The sequence below is a fragment of the Streptomyces wedmorensis genome (genome assembly GCF_000716445.1).
GTDB classification, from domain to species: Bacteria; Actinomycetota; Actinomycetes; order Streptomycetales; family Streptomycetaceae; genus Streptomyces; species Streptomyces wedmorensis.
Window position 1 is genome coordinate 1 of the sequence record NZ_JNWK01000017.1, and the last position, 16,694, is coordinate 16,694.

Consider the following 16,694-nt stretch of genomic DNA (forward strand, 5'->3'; position numbering starts at 1 on the left):
GTGGGCGCGGCCCCCGCGGGCCGGCGGGTGCAGTCAGGGCGGCGGCGGGCGCGGCCAGGGCGGGGGCCGGGTCGGTGGGGGCTACGCGTCGAGGGCTTGGCGCCAGGTGTGGACCGCGTCGGGGGAGACGGGGGCGGCCCATCCGTGGGGGCGGGCGGCGCCGCCGATGTGGAAGGCGGTGAGGCCGGCGGCGCGGAGGGTGGGGAGGTGGTCGAGGCGGAGGCCGCCGCCGACGAGGATCTGGGGCTCGTAGCCGGGTTCGCGGGTGCGGGCGGCTTCGGCCGTGAGGGTGGCGAGGCCGTCGTCGACGCCGGTGGGGGAGCCGGCGGTGAGGTAGGTGTCGAGGCCGGGGAGGTCGGCGAGCCGCTTGCGGAGCCCGTCGCGGTCGGCGGCGCGGTCGATGGCCCGGTGGAAGGTCCAGCGGCAGCCGTCGAGGACGGCGATGAGCCGTTCGACGGCGACGAGGTCGGGTTCGCCGTCGGGGGTGAGGAAGCCGAGGACGAATTCGTCGGCGCCGGCGGCCCGCAGTTCCTGGGCTCGTCCGACGAGGGCGTCGACGTCTCCGGCGGCGAAGCCGTCGGTGAGGCGGAGCATCACGCGCAGCGGGATGTCCACGGCGGCGCGGATCGCCGCGAACGACGCCGTGGACGGTGTGAGCCCGTCCGCCGCCATGTCGGTGACGAGTTCGAGCCGGTCGGCGCCGCCGGTCTGGGCGGCGACCGCGTCCTCCTCGTCGAGGGCGATCACCTCAAGGACTGCACGGTTGCTCATCGAGCCCATTCCTGCTTCCTGTTCCGTGTGCGTGCTGTTCGGTTCGGATGGTTCGCTCTCCGCACCGTGGTTCTGGAGTCCTGGACCGGCAGTCTGGTCCGTCGGCGATCGTCCCGTTCCTGGATGATCTGCTTCACCCGCGTGAAAGGGGTGAACAGGGAGATGTCGGGGTCTCCGTGCCTCTCCAGGACGTTGATCGCTGCCGCATGGTCCGCCTGCCACACCGCCCCGCACCGAGTGCAGTGAAGTCGGTCCCCTTGACGCTTGCCGAGGATGCGGCAGCAGGGAGCGACTTGTGAGGTGTAGGCCGCATCGACCAGTGTCAGCGCAGAACCTCTGCGCTCCGACACGTTCGCCAGCGCCTCGGCCGTGACACCTTTGGTCCAGGCGGCGAGGCGACGGTTGGCGTCCTTGCCCAGCCTCTTCCGGGCCGGGAAGCTTCGGGGGAGGTCTTCCGCTACGACATGCTCGGCCTTGTCCACGACCGCATGGACGGCCGTGAACGTGACACATCGAGCGATCCCTTCGAAACGACGCCGGCGCCTGATCCGCTTGACGGTGCCGAGGTTGTTGCGGTGGATACTGTCGGCCTTGGCGGCGTCGCCCTCTTCGCGGGCTCGCTCGGCGATGGCACGGATCCTGGCTCGACGGGCGGTCTTCGCCTTGAGGAAGTCCGACTCCGCACGCAGCAGTTCACCAAGAGCTTCGCCGTGATGCCGCCCGTCCGAGTCGACGAGAACCTCGGAGTACCCCTTGTCCACACCTATCTCGCGTGAGCCGCAAGGACGTCGGGAGGACTTCGGCTGTCGGCCGTCGATGACGTAGTGCACTTCTACCCGGCCGTCGCGCAGGATCAGCCGCAGGGTCCCGGTCGGCGCGACGGTGGTGTTCAGCGGTATGGCGATCGTCCGCCGCTGTACCAGAGACGGAACGGAGAGCCACACGTTCCCTCCCTCGACCAGGGTGTAGGTGCGGAACTGGTCGGAGCGCACCACGATCTGGTTTCGTACGGCGCTACTGCCTCGATGCCAGTGGCACCGCATCATCCGAGACAGATAGGGATCCTCTGTCCAGCGGTCGTATGTGAGCGCGACGTGCTGTCGCTTGCGGGGTCCCTCGTCTGCGAAGCGATGCGAGATCGCCTTCCGCACGGGGACCTTCGCAGCCTCGCGGTTCGCCCTGATGTCGGCGAAGGCGTCCCGCACGGTCTCCTTCCACGCGTTCGCCGGAACGCGGAAGCCGCGGGCGGTGCCGTCCTTCATCCACTGGTCGCGAATCATGCGGTCGGTCTTGCCGACGCCGTTCAGAGAACCGTACTGACGCCACACGCGGGTCCGCACCGATCCCAGACGCCTGGCCTGCTCTTCGAGCTGCTCACACTTGCCCGCGTTCAGGCCTCGGCTGTACGCGATGCGGGTGACCTTCACCGGAGGGCACCCCCCGACTCGCTTCGCAGCACCTTCTCGACGTCGCCCAGACCGTCCACGCGGCGACTGAAAGCGCGCACGACCGCCAGCAGGTCGTCGACCAGCTCTTGCTGAGGCGAAAGGGATTCGATGTTGACGACCGTGAGCTCGCAGCCGTGCCGATGGGCCACGTGTTCCAGGTACTCGTAGCCGAAGCGTGCCAGCCGGTCCTTGTGAGCAACCAGCAGGTGCCCGATCTTCCCGTCCTCGATGCGGTCCATCACGTCGAGTAGCTGCTCGCGGCACAGATCCATGCCGCTGCCGATTTCCCGGAGCCACTCGTCCACCGCAATGCCACGCGCCAGGCAGAACTGCTCCAGGGCGGCGACCTGAGACAGAAGACCGTCCTTCTGGTCGGGTGACGACACCCGGCAGTACGCAACGGTGATCCGCTCCTGCCGGGCGGATGCCACGTTCAGAGCTGCTCGCACATCGGCGTCGTCGAAGTATCGCTGGCCGCTGGCGGTCCGCTTGGACGTGATACGCCCTTCGCGCTCCCAGCGGCGCACGGTCGCAGCCGACCGGCCGATGCGTTCGGCGAACTCCCCGATGCGGTAGTTGTTGCTCACAACGAGCAACAATACACAACTCTGCACAAGAATTCATGACGCCTTACGTCTCCACCACCCAGAACATAGGTCTAGTCCAATGACCAGACTAGCCGTGCGCGTGCCCGGCCGCACCGTCCGTGGGCTCGGCGGCCGCGGGAGCGGGCGCCTTCGCGCTGCCGGTGGTGACGGTGAAGGCGGCGGTTCGGACCTTGCCCTGGTGCTGGAAGTCCAGGAAGAGACGGTACGTGCCGGGGCTGGGCGCCGTGGCCGTGAAGGAGACGTCGGGGCCGGGGCCGCCCTCGTTCGGGTGCACGTGGAGGTAGGCGAGGTCGCCGTCGCGGAGGGCGACGAGGTGTCCGTACGCGCCGAGGTAGGGCTGGAGGTCGGTGACGGGCTTGCCGGCCTTGGTGACGGTGAGCCGGAGTTCGCCGGCTTCGCCGGGGTCGAGGGTGCCGCCGAGCCGGACCTGGTAGCCGTCGACGGTCGCGGTGGGGGCGACGGCGGGGAGCGGTTTCGGCGCGTGGGCGCCCGGGACGGCGAGGTCGGCGCCGAGGGTGATGCCCTTGGCGCCGGGCGTGGCGGGCTTGAAGTCGGCGAAGGCCTTGTAGCCGCCGGCGGCGGGGAGGTCCGCGTCGACGGACCAGGTGCCGTCCGCGGCCTTGACGGGGTGGAGGTGGCGGAAGGTGTTCAGGTCGCGCGAGGCGACGATGAAGTGCAGCTCCTTGCCGTGTTCGGTGGTGAAGGCGGTGACATTCCGGCCGGTCGCGTCCTTGATCGAGAACTTGAGGACGCTGCGGCCCGCGGGGGGCGTGGGCGTGTCCAGGGCGAGGGTGTAGCCGTCCTGGGAGACCTGGAGGCCGCCGGGGAGGTCGGCGGGGGCGGCGGTCGTGGCGCCCTCGTCGTGGCCGGCGTGTCCGTCGGCCGCGGGGGTCTTCGAGGGTGCGGGGGCGGTGGCGTGGTCGCCGTGTTCGGCCTTCCTCGGCTCCTCGACGGGCCCGACTCCCTTGCCGACGCCGTACGCGGTTCCGAAGGTCGCGGCGAGGGCGGCGGCAAAGGCGGTGATCTTCACTCCGGTGTTCATGGCTGCTCTCCCGTGCGTGAGCGGGGGCCTGCGAGGCCCTGATGGCCGTTCGATGCACTTCACGATACCCCTGGGGGGTATCAAGTCAAGTCGGTTCGACCCTTGCGGCCGATACCGTGGGGGGGTATACATGGAACCGACGACGAGATACCCCCCAAGGGTATCCAGTGATCCTGACCGACGGAGGACACCATGGGCTCCTGCTGCACCCCCGACAACAGCTGCTCCACCAGCGCCGACACCACCGCCGTGGCGATCGCCGAGAGCACCGTGACCGTCTACGCGGTCTCGGGCATGACCTGCGGCCACTGCAAGTCCGCGATCACCAGGTCCGTCGGCGCGCTGGACGGCGTCATCTCCGTGGACGTCGACGTCGCCGGCGGCCTGGTGACCGTGACCACCGGCGGCGAACCCGACGACGCCGCGATCACCGCGGCCGTCGACGACGCGGGCTACGGGCTGACCGGCCGCGCCTGACCGGTCCCGGTCGACGCACGCCACCCCGTACCACCCGATCCACCCCGGCCGCCGGGACCCGCCCTTCCGCCCGGGTCCCGGCCCCCGCCCCGAGCTCGCGAGAGCCGCGCCACCCGCAGGACCGGCGAGTGAGCCGAAGGGGCGCGCCGGGGGAACAGGGTCGAGCGCGCGGAGCCTCCCGAGGAACGAGGGGGGCGAGCACGGTCGGCCCTGTGAGCCCGGCTCGAGCGCCCCGGAGGTGAACCGAGCCCCGAAGAAGAGGGAGCAACGCTCATGACCACGACCACTCCGGGCACCGCCCAGGTCGAGCTCGCCATCGGCGGCATGACCTGCGCCTCGTGCGCGGCACGCATCGAGAAGAAGCTCAACCGCATGGACGGGGTCGAGGCCACCGTCAACTACGCCACCGAGAAGGCGAAGGTCACCTTCGACGCCGACGTCGACGTCGCCGCCCTGATCGCCACCGTCGAGGCCACCGGCTACACCGCGAAGGAGCCCGAGCCGGAGCGTCCGGCCGCCGCCGGAACCCCCGAGGGCCCGAGCGACGAGGAGAAGGCCGACGAGGAGCTGCGGCCGCTCAGGCAGCGACTGTTCACCGCCGTCGCGCTCGCCGTGCCGACCATCGCGATGGCGATGGTCCCGGCCTTCCAGTTCGAGTACTGGCAGTGGCTGAGCCTCACCCTCGCCGCCCCGGTCGTCGTCTACGCCGCCTGGCCGTTCCACAAGGCCGCCTGGACCAACGCCAGGCACGGCGCGGCCACCATGGACACCCTGATCTCGGTCGGCACGATCGCCGCGTTCCTGTGGTCGCTGTGGGCGCTGTTCTTCGGGACCGCCGGCACGCCCGGCATGACGCACCCCTTCGAGTTCACGATCGCCCGTACCGACGGCGCCGGGAACATCTACCTGGAGGCCGCCGCCGGCGTCACCGCCTTCATCCTGGCCGGCCGGTACTTCGAGGCCCGCTCGAAGCGCAAGGCGGGCGCCGCCCTGAAGGCGCTGATGCAGCTGGGCACGAAGGAGGTGACCGTCCTCAGGGACGGCCGCGAGGTCACCGTACCCACCGCGGAACTCCAGGTCGGGGACCGCTTCCTGGTCCGCCCGGGCGAGAAGATCGCCACCGACGGCACCGTCGTCGAGGGTTCGTCGGCCGTCGACGCCTCCATGCTCACGGGCGAGTCCGTCCCGGTCGAGGTATCCGTCGGCGACTCGGTCACGGGCGCCACCCTGAACGCCGGCGGCCGTCTGGTCGTCGAGGCCACCCGCGTGGGCGCCGACACCCAGCTCTCCCGGATGGCGAGGCTCGTCGAGGACGCGCAGAACGGAAAGGCCGCCGCCCAGCGCCTCGCCGACAGGATCTCCGCCGTCTTCGTGCCGGTCGTCATCGCGCTCGCGCTCGGCACCCTGGGCTTCTGGCTCGGCACCGGGCAGGGCCTGACCGCGGCCTTCACCGCCGCCGTCGCCGTCCTGATCATCGCCTGCCCCTGCGCCCTCGGCCTGGCCACCCCGACCGCCCTCATGGTCGGCACCGGCCGCGGCGCCCAGCTCGGCATCCTGATCAAGGGCCCGGAGGTCCTGGAGACCACCCGCAAGGTCGACACCATCGTCCTCGACAAGACCGGCACCGTCACCACCGGCCGGATGACCCTCATCAAGGTCCACACCGCCGAAGGCGACGACGAGACCGACGTCCTGCGGCTCGCGGGCGCCCTGGAGCACTCCTCCGAGCACCCGATCGCCCAGGCCGTCGCCACCGGCGCCGCCGCCAGGGTCGGCACCCTTCCCACCCCCGAGGACTTCGCCAACATCCCCGGTCTCGGCGTCCAGGGCGTCGTCGAGGGCCACGCCGTCCTCGTCGGCCGCGAGAAGCTGCTCGAAGAGTGGGCCATGGCCCTGCCGGCGGAGCTGAAGGCCGCGAAGGACACGGCCGAGAAGGCCGGCAGGACCGCGATCGCCGTGGCCTGGGACGGCGAGGCCCGCGCGGTCCTCGAGGTCGCCGACGCGGTCAAGGAGACCAGCCCGGAGGCCATCGGGCGGCTGCGCGCCCTCGGCCTCACCCCGATCCTGCTCACCGGTGACAACAAGGCGGTCGCCGAGGCCGTCGCCGCCGAGGTCGGCATCGACGAGGTCATCGCCGAGGTCATGCCGCAGGACAAGGTGGACGTCGTCAAGCGCCTCCAGGCGGAGGGCCGTTCGGTCGCCATGGTCGGCGACGGCGTGAACGACGCCGCCGCGCTCGCCCAGGCCGACCTCGGACTCGCGATGGGCACCGGCACGGACGCCGCCATCGAGGCCGGCGACCTGACCCTCGTACGGGGAGACCTGCGGGCCGCGGCCGACGCGATCCGGCTGTCCCGCAGGACCCTCGGCACGATCCGCTCGAACCTCTTCTGGGCCTTCGCCTACAACGTGGCGGCCCTGCCGCTCGCCGCGGCCGGACTGCTCAACCCGATGATCGCGGGCGCGGCCATGGCCTTCTCCTCGGTCTTCGTGGTCGGCAACAGCCTCCGCCTGCGGGGCTTCCAGGCCGCCGACCGCTGACGGACCTCCACCGATCGACGGGTCCGCCGGTGATTCCACCGGCGGACCCGCCCCTCCCCGCCGAATTTCCGAGGAGCCCGTCGTGGCCGGTTACGGACAGCACAAGGAAGAGATCATCAGACGCCTGCGCCGGATCGAGGGCCAGGTCAGGGGGGTGCAGCGGATGGTCGACGAGGACGTCTACTGCATCGACGTCCTCACCCAGGTCTCCGCCGTCAACGCGGCCCTGCAGTCCTGCGCGGTGGCCCTCCTGGACGAGCACCTCAGCTGCTGCGTCACGGAGGCCATCGCCCGGGGCGGGGACCAGGCGAAGGAGAAGGTCGGCGAGGCCTCCAAGGCGATCGCCCGGCTGATCCGGACCTGACGGACGACAGTGGCACAGGCCGTCAACCGCCCCCGGGCGAAGGCCATTCGACGGACAGCCTGACGCTCGGGCGGAGACACGGCCCGGGCACCCGCCGGAGGAGCACCGGCTCCGCCGGGCAGGCCGAGGCCGCAGACCTTCGTACGGGGGCGGTCGCCCTCGCCCGCACCGGCTGACGCTCCCCCCTTCCCACCCCGCCGTGCAGCCCTTGTCGGCACCCCTGCCCCATGAGACGGTTTTCGACCAATGACCGGATGCTCAGGGGGAGTTACCGCATGGCGATCGAACCGATGGACGGCGACCGGGCACTCATGGACCAGTACGCCCTGCCCTGGATCGAGGCGAACGAGGACCGGTCGTCCGATGCCAACCGACACCTCCACCTCTACCGGGAGTCCCTGGAGAAGGACGGCGTCAAGGCGACCAAGGCCGTCGAGCGGCTGATCTCCAGCGGCCGCGGCCAGGCGCTGAAGGCCCTCGAAGCGCACTGGGCCCGCGTCCGCGCCTGCTTCGACCGGACGACCGGTGCCGCCCTGGACATCGCCTCCGAGATCCTGGGCTGCGGCGACACCATCGCCATCGGCAAGGGCCGCGCCAAGGACATCGTCTCGTACCTCCGCGAGATGAACCCCGACGTCGGCACCGCCACCCCCGACGCGAAACTCCAGCGCCACATCGACGTCGCCAGGGAGGACCTGGAGGCCAACGTGACGACGACCCTCACCGAAGCCCGCGAAGGCGCCTCACGCGCCCGCGCCGCCGAGAACGTCGTCGCCGTCGAGACCGTCCCCGCCACCCTCTCCGGCCTCCTCGGCCGCGGCATCGGCGGCGGCGTGGGCGACGGCGTCCGCGGCAGCTCCGGTGACGACCTCCCCGACGGCATCCGCGGCAGCTCCGGCAACGACCTCCCCGACGGCATCCGCGGCAGCTCCGGCAACGACCTCCCCGACGGCATCGGCTCCGGGACCGGAGGCTCGCCCTTCGGCTCGCCCTTCGGTCCGGCGCCCGGCCCCGTCGGCGGGACGAACGCGGGCAGCTGGAACGTCTTCGTCGACCACGACGAGCACAAGCGCGCCGCCGACGGCCTCATCAAGGTCGCCGAGACCATCCGCGGCGACACCACGACCGCCCTCGCCCGCGCCCTCTACGACCTCGACGCCCTCGCCGCCAGCGGCTCCGTCGGCAGCACCATCGCCGCCGAGTACACCCCGCTCCTCAACGACCTCGACCTCGCCGGCCGCGCCCTCGCCGACCACCTCTCCGGCCCCCTCCGCGACATCGTCCTCACGATCTCCACCGACCAGCAGGACACCGACGACGACAACCGCGGCCGCTTCGACTGGTGGCGCGACTGACCACCCGCCCCCGCCCCCGACCCCACCCCCGGACGTGACGCGCGCGACCGGGAACGGCCGGTCGGCAGCCGACCGGCCGCCGGTCACCGCCAGAACAGGTGGTGCGTCACGCCGCCCCTCGGGCTGACCACCGCCTCGTGCTCGAAACGGTCGAGCAGCTCGTCCGGTGACTCCCACAGCCGCGTCCCGGCGCCCAGCTCCACCGGGGACACCGCCACGTGCAGCGTGTCCACCAGGTCCGCGTCGAGGAACTCCCGGATGACCGTCGCCCCGCCACCCAGCCGGACGTCCTTGCCCTGCGCCGCCTCGCGGGCCATCGCGAGGACCTTGACCGGCTCCTCGTCCACGAAGTGGAACGTCGTGTCCGACAGCGTGAACGACGGCCGCGGGTGGTGGGTCATGACGAACACCGGCGTCCGGAACGGCGGTTCCTCACCCCACCAGCCCTTCCAGTCGTGGTCGAGCCAGGGACCGCGCTGCGGCCCGAACTTGTTCCGGCCCATGATCTCCGCGCCGATGTTCCGCGCGAAGTCCCGCGTGAAGTAGTCGTCGAGCCCCCTGCTGCCCCCGGGATCCGTCCGCATCGGCCAGCTCGCCGTCGCCCCCGCCCACGAGAACATCTCCCCCGGCTCCGCATGCCCGAACGGCCTCTCCAGGCTCTGCCCCACCCCCGCCCCGTACCCGTCACTCGACACGTTGAAGTTCATGACCCTCAGCAACTGCTCCACGTACGTCCTCCTCCTGGACCACGACGACGGCGAGACCGCGACCACGGTGATACCGCGACGACCCCGGCTCCCCGCGGCGACTCTCCGGGGACGACTCCCCGAACCCGCCGGACTCATCGGTCCCCCCGGCCCCGCCGCGCCCACTCGCCGGGCGCCCGGGCTCTGCCTACGATCGCCGCATGGCCACTCAGCGCACCTCGCCCCTGTCCCTGTGGTCCCGGGACTCGTTCCTGTCCGTGGGCTCGGTCGGCTCGACCCTCTCCATCGGCTCGGTCGGCTCGTTCATGTCCGTCGGCTCGGTCGGCTCCGCCATGTCGATCGGCTCCGTCGGCTCCTGGGCGAGCGTCTGCTCCCTGCTCTCCGCCCGGTCGGCCCTGTCCGTCCTCTCCTGGCGATCCCACCGCGGCGTCCTCGCCGCCGGCACCGCCCTGGCCCTCACCGGCACCCTCGCCCTCGCGGCCGCTTCCCGCCGTACCCCCTGAGACGGACGGCTGCCCGAGCGCGTACGGCCGTACGGCTCAGAGCGTTTCGGCTACGCCCGGCGGGAGGAGGCGGAGGCGCCCCGCGAGGTCGGGGGTGTCGAAGGCCTCGGGGATGCGGGCGGGGTCTTCGCCCAGGTGGTGCCAGGAGTCGAAGTGGAGGGGGATGACGGTTCGGGCGCCGAGGGTGCGGGCGAGGGCGGCGCCTTCGTGGGCGCTCATCGAGAAGGCGCGGTCGCCGGTGGTGGGGAAGTGGGCGTCGCCGAGGTGGAGGAAGGCGGTGTCGATGGCGAAGCGGGCGCCGATCTCGGTCAGGGCGTCGTGGCGGACGGTGTCGCCGGAGACGTAGAGGGTCCCTCCGTCGTACTCGACGACGAAGCCGGTGACGGGGCCGGTGACGTGCTCGGTTCCTTCCGGTCCGTGGCGGGCCGGGGTCGCGGTGACGGTGACCGTGGTCCCGCCGGCGGTGACCTCACGGCTCTCCCAGGGCGCGAGGCCCTCGATCCGGCCCTTCGTCAGGCCGTCGTCGACCAGGCGTTCGGCCGCCTCGGGGGTGGTGAGGACCGTCGCCGCCCGGGCGAGCACCTCGCGGCCGGTGTGGTCGAGGTTGTCGGCGTGCTGGTCGTGCGAGAGCAGGACCAGGTCCACGGGCGGCAGCCGGTCGGCGGCGAGCGCCGGGCCGGTGGTGCGGTGGAGCGGGCGCGCCCCCGGATAGTCGGCCGGGGCCTCGTCGAAGGCGGGGTCGGTGAGGACGGTGAGGCCGCCGAGGCGGAGGAGGACCGTCGCGGTCCCGACGTACGTCACGGTCGCGGGCGCGGAGGGTGTCATGCGCGGGTCGCCGCCCCTTCGGTCTTGGAGCGGAGGGCGGTCAGGAGGTCCTGGAGGAGCGTGATGGTGTCCTCGTCGGTGAGGTTGCCGTCGGCGTCGAAGCGTTCGTGGGAGCGGAAGACGTGGACCTCGGGCTTCACGACGACGTCGTTGTCCGTGCAGACGAGGATCTGACGGAGGGCGAGCTGGGCGCGGACGGTGCCGAAGGCGCCCGGCCCGGCGCCGAGGATCGCGGTGGGCTTGAGGCGCATGGGGAGGCCTTCGGTCCGGGTCCAGTCGGTGCTCAGCCAGTCGAGGGCGTTCTTGAGGACGCCGGGGATGGAGTAGTTGAACTCCGGGGTCGCGATGAGCAGGCCGTCCGCCTCGGCGACGCGGCGGCGGAGCTCCTGGACGGCGGCCGGCCGCAGGTCGGGGGTGTCGAGGTCGAGGTCGTACGGCGGGATGTCGCGCAGGCCGTCGTAGATCTCGATGTCCATGCCGCCCGGGTTGAACTTCTGTGCGGCGCGGAGCAGTTGCGTGTTGTGCGAGTCGGCGCGGAGCGAGCCGGAGATGGCGAGGATCGAGGACGCGGACATGGGAACCCCCAGTTCGTCGGGTGAGCCGCGGCGGGCGCCGGACTCGACGACCAAGAAACTAAACAGGTCGGTTCAGTCTGTCAACCGAACAGTTCAGTCTTGACAGTGAACTGAATGGTGTAGTTCATTCGAGGCATGGCTTCCTTCGTGATCGACCCCGCCACCGGGCGGGCCGTCGCCCGCGTCACCCGCCCCCTCCGCACGAGGGACGTCCTGACGGGACGGATACCGGCATGAGCACCGTGTCGACGCCGACGCCCGTACGCGCCGCCGGCCCACGCGGCGGCACCCGCACCGGACTACTGCTCGCGGCGCTCGCCGCGCCCGCGGCGATGGGCGTGTCCGGTCCGAGCCTCGCCCTGCCGGAGGCCGCCCGCGAACTGGCCGTCTCCCCGGCGTCGGCGGCCTGGCTGATGACGGCGTACGGGCTCGGCATGGCGGCCGGCACCCCGCTCCTGTCGGCCACGGCCGGCCGGCGGCACGGGCCCGCGGGCGTCATACGGGCCGCCGCCGTCCTCGTCGTCCTCGGCGCCGCACTCGTCCTCCTCGCCCCCACCCTGCCCCTGGTGGTCGCCGGGCGCGCCCTGGAGGCGGCGGGCGCGGCCGGCCTGAACGTCGCCGCGTTCCAGCTCGCCGGCCGGGACTCCACCGGCCGCACCCCCGGGCTCGTCGCCATCGGCAGCGCGGCCGGCGGCACCGTCGGCCTCTTCGCCGGCGCGGCCGTCGCCGGCGCCCTCGACTGGCGCGCCGCCCTGGTCCTCCCCCTCCTCAGCCTCCTCGCCCTCCCCCCGGCCCTCCGCCTGGCGGATCGGGGACAGGAACCGAGGTACATCCCACGCCCCGCCCCACGCCGCTCCTCACCTCACGCCACGAGCGGCACCCCCACCGGCACCCCCACCGGCACCCCCACGGGCGCTCCCACCGGCACCCCCACCGCTGCTCCCACGGGCGCTCCCGCTCCCCCGTCCACTCGCCCTCCGGCCCTCCCCCTCGACATCCTCCGCAACCGCCGCTTCCGCAGCGCCGCCGGCCTCATGCTCGCCGTCTCCACGGTCAACTTCGGTCTGCTGTACGCGGCTCCGCGCCGCGTCGCCGCCCTCACGGGCTGGAGTTCCGTACAGACGGGCGCGGTCGCGTCGTTGGCGGCGCTCGCCGGGGCGCTGCTGTCGTGGCTGCTGATCCGGTCGGCGCTGGTACTGGGGGCGCGGCGGGTCCGTGTCGTGCTGGGGATCGGTTCGCTGGGCGCCCTGGTCCTCGCGCTCGCCGCGCCGTGGCCGGCGGTCGTCCTCGTCGGCTCGGGGATGAGCGCCCTCGTCACCGCGGGGGGCCAGGGCCTTCTCACGGGCGCCGCGACCGGCGGCCTGCCGCCGGCCCGTCACGGCCTCGCGATCAGCCTCTTCAACCTGGCGTTCCTGACGGGAGTGGCGGCGGGCCCGGCGCTGGCGGCCTTGGCCACGTGAGGAGCCCCGGCCCCCGGCCCACAGCCCCCGGCCCCCGGCCCCCAGCCCACGACCCACAGCCCTCATCGGCCTTTGCAGACCAAACCGTTCAGTTCATATACTGACGGTTCCCCTTCACCCCCCGTCGTCACCCCGCGTAAGGACATCCCATGGGAGCCGGAGCCGAGACCCAGGACGCCATCGACGAGTACGGCATCCCGATCATCCCGGACCCCGCGGACGCGGCGTCGCGCAAGCGGCAGGCGATCATCGACGCGGCGCTCGCCGAGTTCCTCGCCGAGGGCTACTCGGCGGCGTCGATGGACGCGATCACCCGGGGTTCGGGCGTCTCGAAGGCGACGATCTACAAGCACTTCGGCAGCAAGGAGCGGCTGTTCCTGGCGGTGATCGGCGGGGTGCTGCCGAAGACGTACGCGGATCTGGAGCCGTCCAACTCCACCATCGCGGAGGCGCCGGACCTGCGGGCGGCGCTGATCAGGCTGACGACCGACTGGGCCCGGATCCTGCTGCGGCCGGACATCATGTCGCTGCGGCGGCTGGTGATCGGCGAGATAGACCGTTTCCCGCAGCTGGGGCAGCTCTGGTACCGGGTGAGCTACGACATGAACAACGGTCCGCTCGTCGAGGCCTTCACCGAGCTGAACGCGCGCGGGACGCTCGACGCGCCGGATCCGGCGCTGGCCGTGCAGCAGTTGGTGGCGGCGACACTGGGCGTGCCGCAGCTCGTCCGTACCTTCTCGCCCGACGCCGAGATCGACGACGCCGAGCTGACGCGGGTGATCAGCTCGGGAGTGGATCTGTTCCTGGCCCGGTACGCGCGCTCCTGAGCCCCCGGATCCACGCCCAGGCCAGCAGGGCGGCGGCCCAGCCGCCGGTGGTCAGGAGCTGGGTGCGGCTGGCCGCGTCGCCGAGCATGAAGAGCAGCACCGCGCCGATGCCCGCGAGGGCGAGGCAGGCCCGTACGGAAGGGCCGCGCAGCCGCAGGTGCGACGCGGCGATCAGGGCCCAGACGAGCAGGATCGCGGCGCCGATGGAGTTGAGCAGGAACGGGAAGACCGTACGCGGCCAGAGCAGGCTGAGGACGACCGAGGCGAAGCCGAAGGCGGCGGAGGCGAGGACGGCCGCGTAGGGCACGCCGTCGCGCAGCCGGCCCAGGGCGCGGGGTGCGTCGCCGCGTCCGACCAGGGCGTACAGCATGCGCGAGGAACCGTAGATGTTGGCGTTCATCGCCGACAGGAGGGCCACGAGCACGACGGCCTTCATGAGGTCGGCCGCGCCGGGGACGCCGATGCGGTCCATCACGGCGGCGTACGGGCCGTCGGCGACGCCGGGCGCGTTCCACGGGACGAGGGTGACGATGACCGCCATCGAGCCCAGGTAGCAGACGGACACGCGCCACATGACGGACCGCACGCCGGTGCGCACGGCGCGGACCGGGTCGTCGGACTCCGCCGCCGCGATCGTCACGGTCTCCAGGCCGCCGAAGGCGAACACGGCCGCGACCATGCCGACGGCCACGCCGTGCCATCCGTGGGGCAGGAAGCCGCCGTCGCCGGTGAGGTGGGCGAAGCCGGGTGACGGATGACCGGGGAACAGGCCCGCGACCACGACCGCGCCGAGCACGAGGAAGCCTCCGATGGCGGCGATCTTCAGGCCCGCGAACCAGAATTCCAGCTCGCCGAAGTTCCGCACCCCGGCCAGGTTGCTGACGGTGAACACGGTCATGAAGACGGCCACCCACGCCCAGCCGGGCACCCCCGGCACCCAGCCGCCCACGATGTGCGCGGCCCCGACGGCCTCCGCCGCCACGCTCACCACGAGCAGCGCCCAGTACATCCACCCGGCCAGCAGCCCCGCCCAGGATCCGAACGCCTGCCGCGCGTGCTCCGCGAACGATCCCGTCACCGGCCGCGCCGCCGACATCTCGCCCAGCATCCGCATCACCAGCACCGTCAGCACCCCGGCCAGCGCGTACGCCACCAGAATCCCCGGTCCCGCCGCCGCGATCCCGAACCCCGACCCCACGAACAGTCCGGCCCCGATCGCCCCGCCCAGCGCGATCATCGCCAGATGCCGCTGCCGCAGCCCCGACCCCAGTACCCGCCCCGTCACGATTCCCCCTGACTCCGCCGCCGCCCGGACCACCTCCGGACGATCAGCGCAGGAGCCTGACGCGTACTCCCGCCCCCAGGCAAGCCGTTCCGGGCCTTGAGATCGTTGATCTTCTGTTGGTGGGTTGTTGGAGGGAAGCGGAAGGCTGAGGGCGGTCGCCCCGGTACGGGGGTGTGGGGCGGTCGGCCACGCCGGCACCCTTCAGGAATCGAGGATTCGCACGTGAAGTTCAAGACACCGATGGCCCGACTCGCATTCGTCGCGGCGAGCGCCGCTCTCGCCCTGGGCGCGTGGGCCGCCCCCGCGCAGGCCCACCCCTGGGCAGAGTGGATCGGCTACGGGCAGCCGAACACCCGGGAAGGGGTGGGGTGCTTCCAGGACCTCTTCAACGACGTGTGGTGGCAGACCGGTTACCACCCGATTGCCGAGGACGGCCTCTTCGGCCCGGACACCGACGGCGCGATCAGGGCCTTCCAGAAGTGGAAGCGCCTGAGTGCGGACGGAATCGTGGGGCCGGAGACGGGCACCGCACTCCTCAACGCGACCAACTGGGGCAACGGCACCGGCTGCGACTACTACATCCCCAGCAACTAGGTTCTCACCGGAGCTCCTTACCCAGTCCGGGGGGGTCACACCACGAGCCCCACCGCCAGCGCCGCGATCAGGGCCCCCGAGGCAAGGTTCGTCGTCAGACGGCCCCGGGGGCCCGTGACGAGGTGGCCGAGGAGCGTGCCGCCCATGGCGAGGAGGAGTTGCCAGCTCGCCGAGGCCGCGAAGGCCGCGACGACGAAGGCCGTCGCCTCGGCCGCGCCCGTCGTCGAGTGTCCGCCGAGGATGAGGGCGGCGAAGTAGACCACCGTCATGGGGTTGAGCACCGTGATCCCCAGAAAGGTGAGGAAAGCGCGCCGAGGAGCCGGCGGCGGGGCCTCCGCCGCCTCAGGGCCTGAGCGATGCGTGCGGACCGCCGCCCGGACGGAGCGGACGGCCAGGATCACGAGCACCACGGCCGAGACCCACCGCAGCGGGGTCGCCACCGGAGCGATGACCGGCACCAGGGCCGCCCCGCCGAGCACCGCGAGCAGGGCGTACAGCCCGTCCGCCGCGGCGATGCCGAGCGCCGCGCCCGCACCCGTACGCCACGGGGAACGCGCCGCGACCGCCACCAGGTGGGCGCCGACGGCGCCGACCGGGATCGCGATGCCGTAGCCGGCCAACAGCCCGGCCACGACCGCCCCGCCCATCACACGACGGCGGGGATCGCACCTCCGGGGGAGCCGGGCCGCTGCTGTCGGCGGTAGTCCGCCCCGTCCTTCGTGCGGGCCAGGAACCCGCCGATCACCATGTACCGGCGCAGGGCCGAGAAGTCCTCGTGCACCGTGCTCAGGGCCTCGTTGACCCCGGGCTCACGGTATGTCCGGTCCGCCTCGAACAGGGTCTCGGCGAGGTGCGCGAGCAGCGCCTCGCGGCGTGCGGGCCTGCGCGGAATCGCCTTGAGGCGCCCGTCGGCGGAGAACAGGTCCGCGACGGGGCGGGAAGGATGACTGGTCATGCCCGAGAGGGTGACTCCCGACGCCCCCGCCCCGCAAAGCATTTTCACTTCGGCTCGGGCCGCACCATCACGTTCACCGCCTCCTGGATCTTCGGCATGACCGGCGGCATCCCGGTCTCCTGGAAGAACGGCCTCGCCTTCTCCACGAACGACAGGAAGTGGTCCTCCGTGTCGAAGAAGTCCACGATCCGCCACCCCCCGGCCCCGTCCGGCCCCGACGAGTGCGCGATGAGCCCCTCCGGCGGAAACCACTCCGCCCCCTGGATCAGCCGCGTCGTCCTCTCGTACTGCTCCTGCGTCCCACCGGGAATCTCCACGGTGACGACGACGCCCTTCTTCATCTCCATGCGCGTGCTC

The 16,694-nt window shown here is 72.1% G+C and carries 19 protein-coding genes; 8 read left to right on the forward strand and 11 right to left on the reverse strand.

From position 1 onward, the window contains the following. Positions 1 to 81 precede the first annotated feature (81 nt). The 4 genes from OO54_RS15565 to OO54_RS15580 all read right to left on the reverse strand — a co-directional run bounded on the left by OO54_RS15565 (position 82) and on the right by OO54_RS15580 (position 3,869). On the reverse strand, positions 82 to 771 hold the full coding sequence (locus OO54_RS15565; protein ID WP_033203829.1) for a copper homeostasis protein CutC: 690 nt from the start codon (positions 769 to 771) through the stop codon (positions 82 to 84). Further along, positions 768 to 2,198 (reverse strand): zinc ribbon domain-containing protein, encoded by a 1,431-nt coding sequence (locus OO54_RS15570; RefSeq protein WP_033203580.1) that lies wholly within the window; start codon positions 2,196 to 2,198, stop codon positions 768 to 770. The genes OO54_RS15565 and OO54_RS15570 overlap by 4 nt, the downstream gene beginning before the upstream one ends. After that, positions 2,195 to 2,806, reverse strand: coding sequence for an IS607 family transposase (locus tag OO54_RS15575; protein WP_033203831.1), 612 nt, complete (start codon positions 2,804 to 2,806; stop codon positions 2,195 to 2,197). Before OO54_RS15575 ends, OO54_RS15570 begins: the two co-directional genes overlap by 4 nt. Before the next feature lie 88 nt (positions 2,807 to 2,894). Next, positions 2,895 to 3,869, reverse strand: coding sequence for a hypothetical protein (locus OO54_RS15580; RefSeq protein ID WP_033203582.1), 975 nt, complete (start codon positions 3,867 to 3,869; stop codon positions 2,895 to 2,897). A gap of 192 nt (positions 3,870 to 4,061) precedes the next feature. Between OO54_RS15580 and OO54_RS15585 the strand changes: the two genes are divergently transcribed. From OO54_RS15585 to OO54_RS15600, 4 genes are all read left to right on the forward strand, one after another. Next, complete coding sequence (locus OO54_RS15585; protein WP_033203584.1) at positions 4,062 to 4,346, forward strand: heavy-metal-associated domain-containing protein; 285 nt, start codon at positions 4,062 to 4,064, stop codon at positions 4,344 to 4,346. A 273-nt stretch (positions 4,347 to 4,619) separates the two neighbouring features. Next, complete coding sequence (locus tag OO54_RS15590) at positions 4,620 to 6,887, forward strand: heavy metal translocating P-type ATPase (RefSeq protein WP_033203586.1); 2,268 nt, start codon at positions 4,620 to 4,622, stop codon at positions 6,885 to 6,887. 82 nt (positions 6,888 to 6,969) lie between these two features. Then, positions 6,970 to 7,251 carry a metal-sensitive transcriptional regulator gene (locus tag OO54_RS15595; protein ID WP_051786974.1) on the forward strand — a complete coding sequence of 94 codons (282 nt, stop codon included), beginning with the start codon at positions 6,970 to 6,972 and terminating at the stop codon, positions 7,249 to 7,251. Positions 7,252 to 7,526: 275 nt separating this feature from the next. Further along, entirely contained in the window at positions 7,527 to 8,606 is a 1,080-nt protein-coding gene (locus OO54_RS15600; RefSeq protein ID WP_033203590.1) for a hypothetical protein, read from the forward strand. 83 nt (positions 8,607 to 8,689) lie between these two features. Here the strand turns inward: OO54_RS15600 and OO54_RS15605 are convergent, their stop codons facing one another. Next, positions 8,690 to 9,334: a dihydrofolate reductase family protein gene (locus OO54_RS15605; RefSeq protein ID WP_033203592.1), complete on the reverse strand. Its 645-nt coding sequence runs from the start codon at positions 9,332 to 9,334 to the stop codon at positions 8,690 to 8,692. Between the two features lie 179 nt (positions 9,335 to 9,513). Here OO54_RS15605 and OO54_RS15610 point away from each other — a divergent pair, with 179 nt between their 5' ends. Then, on the forward strand, positions 9,514 to 9,816 hold the full coding sequence (locus OO54_RS15610; RefSeq protein ID WP_033203597.1) for a hypothetical protein: 303 nt from the start codon (positions 9,514 to 9,516) through the stop codon (positions 9,814 to 9,816). 36 nt (positions 9,817 to 9,852) lie between these two features. Here the strand turns inward: OO54_RS15610 and OO54_RS15615 are convergent, their stop codons facing one another. Then, positions 9,853 to 10,641, reverse strand: coding sequence for an MBL fold metallo-hydrolase (locus OO54_RS15615; protein ID WP_033203598.1), 789 nt, complete (start codon positions 10,639 to 10,641; stop codon positions 9,853 to 9,855). Beyond that, complete coding sequence (locus tag OO54_RS15620; RefSeq protein ID WP_033203833.1) at positions 10,638 to 11,216, reverse strand: NADPH-dependent FMN reductase; 579 nt, start codon at positions 11,214 to 11,216, stop codon at positions 10,638 to 10,640. The genes OO54_RS15615 and OO54_RS15620 overlap by 4 nt, the downstream gene beginning before the upstream one ends. A gap of 233 nt (positions 11,217 to 11,449) precedes the next feature. On the opposite strand from OO54_RS15620, the gene OO54_RS15625 reads away from it, so the two are divergent. Next, positions 11,450 to 12,676 (forward strand): MFS transporter, encoded by a 1,227-nt coding sequence (locus OO54_RS15625; RefSeq protein ID WP_033203600.1) that lies wholly within the window; start codon positions 11,450 to 11,452, stop codon positions 12,674 to 12,676. Positions 12,677 to 12,825: 149 nt separating this feature from the next. Next, positions 12,826 to 13,503, forward strand: coding sequence for a TetR/AcrR family transcriptional regulator (locus tag OO54_RS15630; RefSeq protein ID WP_033203602.1), 678 nt, complete (start codon positions 12,826 to 12,828; stop codon positions 13,501 to 13,503). On the opposite strand, the gene OO54_RS15635 is transcribed toward OO54_RS15630, so the two are convergent. Further along, positions 13,457 to 14,821, reverse strand: a complete 1,365-nt coding sequence (locus tag OO54_RS15635; protein WP_033203605.1) for an amino acid permease — start codon at positions 14,819 to 14,821, stop codon at positions 13,457 to 13,459. The genes OO54_RS15630 and OO54_RS15635 overlap by 47 nt on opposite strands. Before the next feature lie 189 nt (positions 14,822 to 15,010). Here OO54_RS15635 and OO54_RS15640 point away from each other — a divergent pair, with 189 nt between their 5' ends. After that, the gene (locus OO54_RS15640; RefSeq protein ID WP_033203606.1) at positions 15,011 to 15,382 is read left to right on the forward strand and encodes a peptidoglycan-binding domain-containing protein; all 372 of its coding nucleotides are present in this window, start codon (positions 15,011 to 15,013) and stop codon (positions 15,380 to 15,382) included. A gap of 35 nt (positions 15,383 to 15,417) precedes the next feature. On the opposite strand, the gene OO54_RS15645 is transcribed toward OO54_RS15640, so the two are convergent. The 3 genes from OO54_RS15645 to OO54_RS15655 are packed head-to-tail and all read right to left on the reverse strand — an operon-like array spanning position 15,418 to position 16,684. Beyond that, the gene (locus tag OO54_RS15645; RefSeq protein WP_033203607.1) at positions 15,418 to 16,029 is read right to left on the reverse strand and encodes a LysE family transporter; all 612 of its coding nucleotides are present in this window, start codon (positions 16,027 to 16,029) and stop codon (positions 15,418 to 15,420) included. After that, positions 16,029 to 16,337: a DUF2087 domain-containing protein gene (locus OO54_RS15650; RefSeq protein ID WP_033203609.1), complete on the reverse strand. Its 309-nt coding sequence runs from the start codon at positions 16,335 to 16,337 to the stop codon at positions 16,029 to 16,031. Before OO54_RS15650 ends, OO54_RS15645 begins: the two co-directional genes overlap by 1 nt. Before the next feature lie 44 nt (positions 16,338 to 16,381). Then, complete coding sequence (locus OO54_RS15655; RefSeq protein ID WP_033203611.1) at positions 16,382 to 16,684, reverse strand: hypothetical protein; 303 nt, start codon at positions 16,682 to 16,684, stop codon at positions 16,382 to 16,384. Positions 16,685 to 16,694 lie beyond the last annotated feature (10 nt).

Bases quoted from the DNA above. Each gene is read 5' to 3' on its own strand.
- OO54_RS15620 (WP_033203833.1), bottom strand. From the start codon at position 11,216: ATGTCCGCGTCCTCGATCCTCGCCATCTCCGGCTCGCTCCGCGCCGAC.
- OO54_RS15585 (WP_033203584.1), top strand. From the start codon at position 4,062: ATGGGCTCCTGCTGCACCCCCGACAACAGCTGCTCCACCAGCGCCGAC.
- OO54_RS15625 (WP_033203600.1), top strand. From the start codon at position 11,450: ATGAGCACCGTGTCGACGCCGACGCCCGTACGCGCCGCCGGCCCACGC.
- OO54_RS15590 (WP_033203586.1), top strand. From the start codon at position 4,620: ATGACCACGACCACTCCGGGCACCGCCCAGGTCGAGCTCGCCATCGGC.
- OO54_RS15565 (WP_033203829.1), bottom strand. From the start codon at position 771: ATGAGCAACCGTGCAGTCCTTGAGGTGATCGCCCTCGACGAGGAGGAC.
- OO54_RS15580 (WP_033203582.1), bottom strand. From the start codon at position 3,869: ATGAACACCGGAGTGAAGATCACCGCCTTTGCCGCCGCCCTCGCCGCG.
- OO54_RS15600 (WP_033203590.1), top strand. From the start codon at position 7,527: ATGGCGATCGAACCGATGGACGGCGACCGGGCACTCATGGACCAGTAC.
- OO54_RS15610 (WP_033203597.1), top strand. From the start codon at position 9,514: ATGGCCACTCAGCGCACCTCGCCCCTGTCCCTGTGGTCCCGGGACTCG.
- OO54_RS15630 (WP_033203602.1), top strand. From the start codon at position 12,826: ATGGGAGCCGGAGCCGAGACCCAGGACGCCATCGACGAGTACGGCATC.
- OO54_RS15655 (WP_033203611.1), bottom strand. From the start codon at position 16,684: ATGGAGATGAAGAAGGGCGTCGTCGTCACCGTGGAGATTCCCGGTGGG.
- OO54_RS15615 (WP_033203598.1), bottom strand. From the start codon at position 10,641: ATGACACCCTCCGCGCCCGCGACCGTGACGTACGTCGGGACCGCGACG.
- OO54_RS15650 (WP_033203609.1), bottom strand. From the start codon at position 16,337: ATGACCAGTCATCCTTCCCGCCCCGTCGCGGACCTGTTCTCCGCCGAC.
- OO54_RS15645 (WP_033203607.1), bottom strand. From the start codon at position 16,029: ATGGGCGGGGCGGTCGTGGCCGGGCTGTTGGCCGGCTACGGCATCGCG.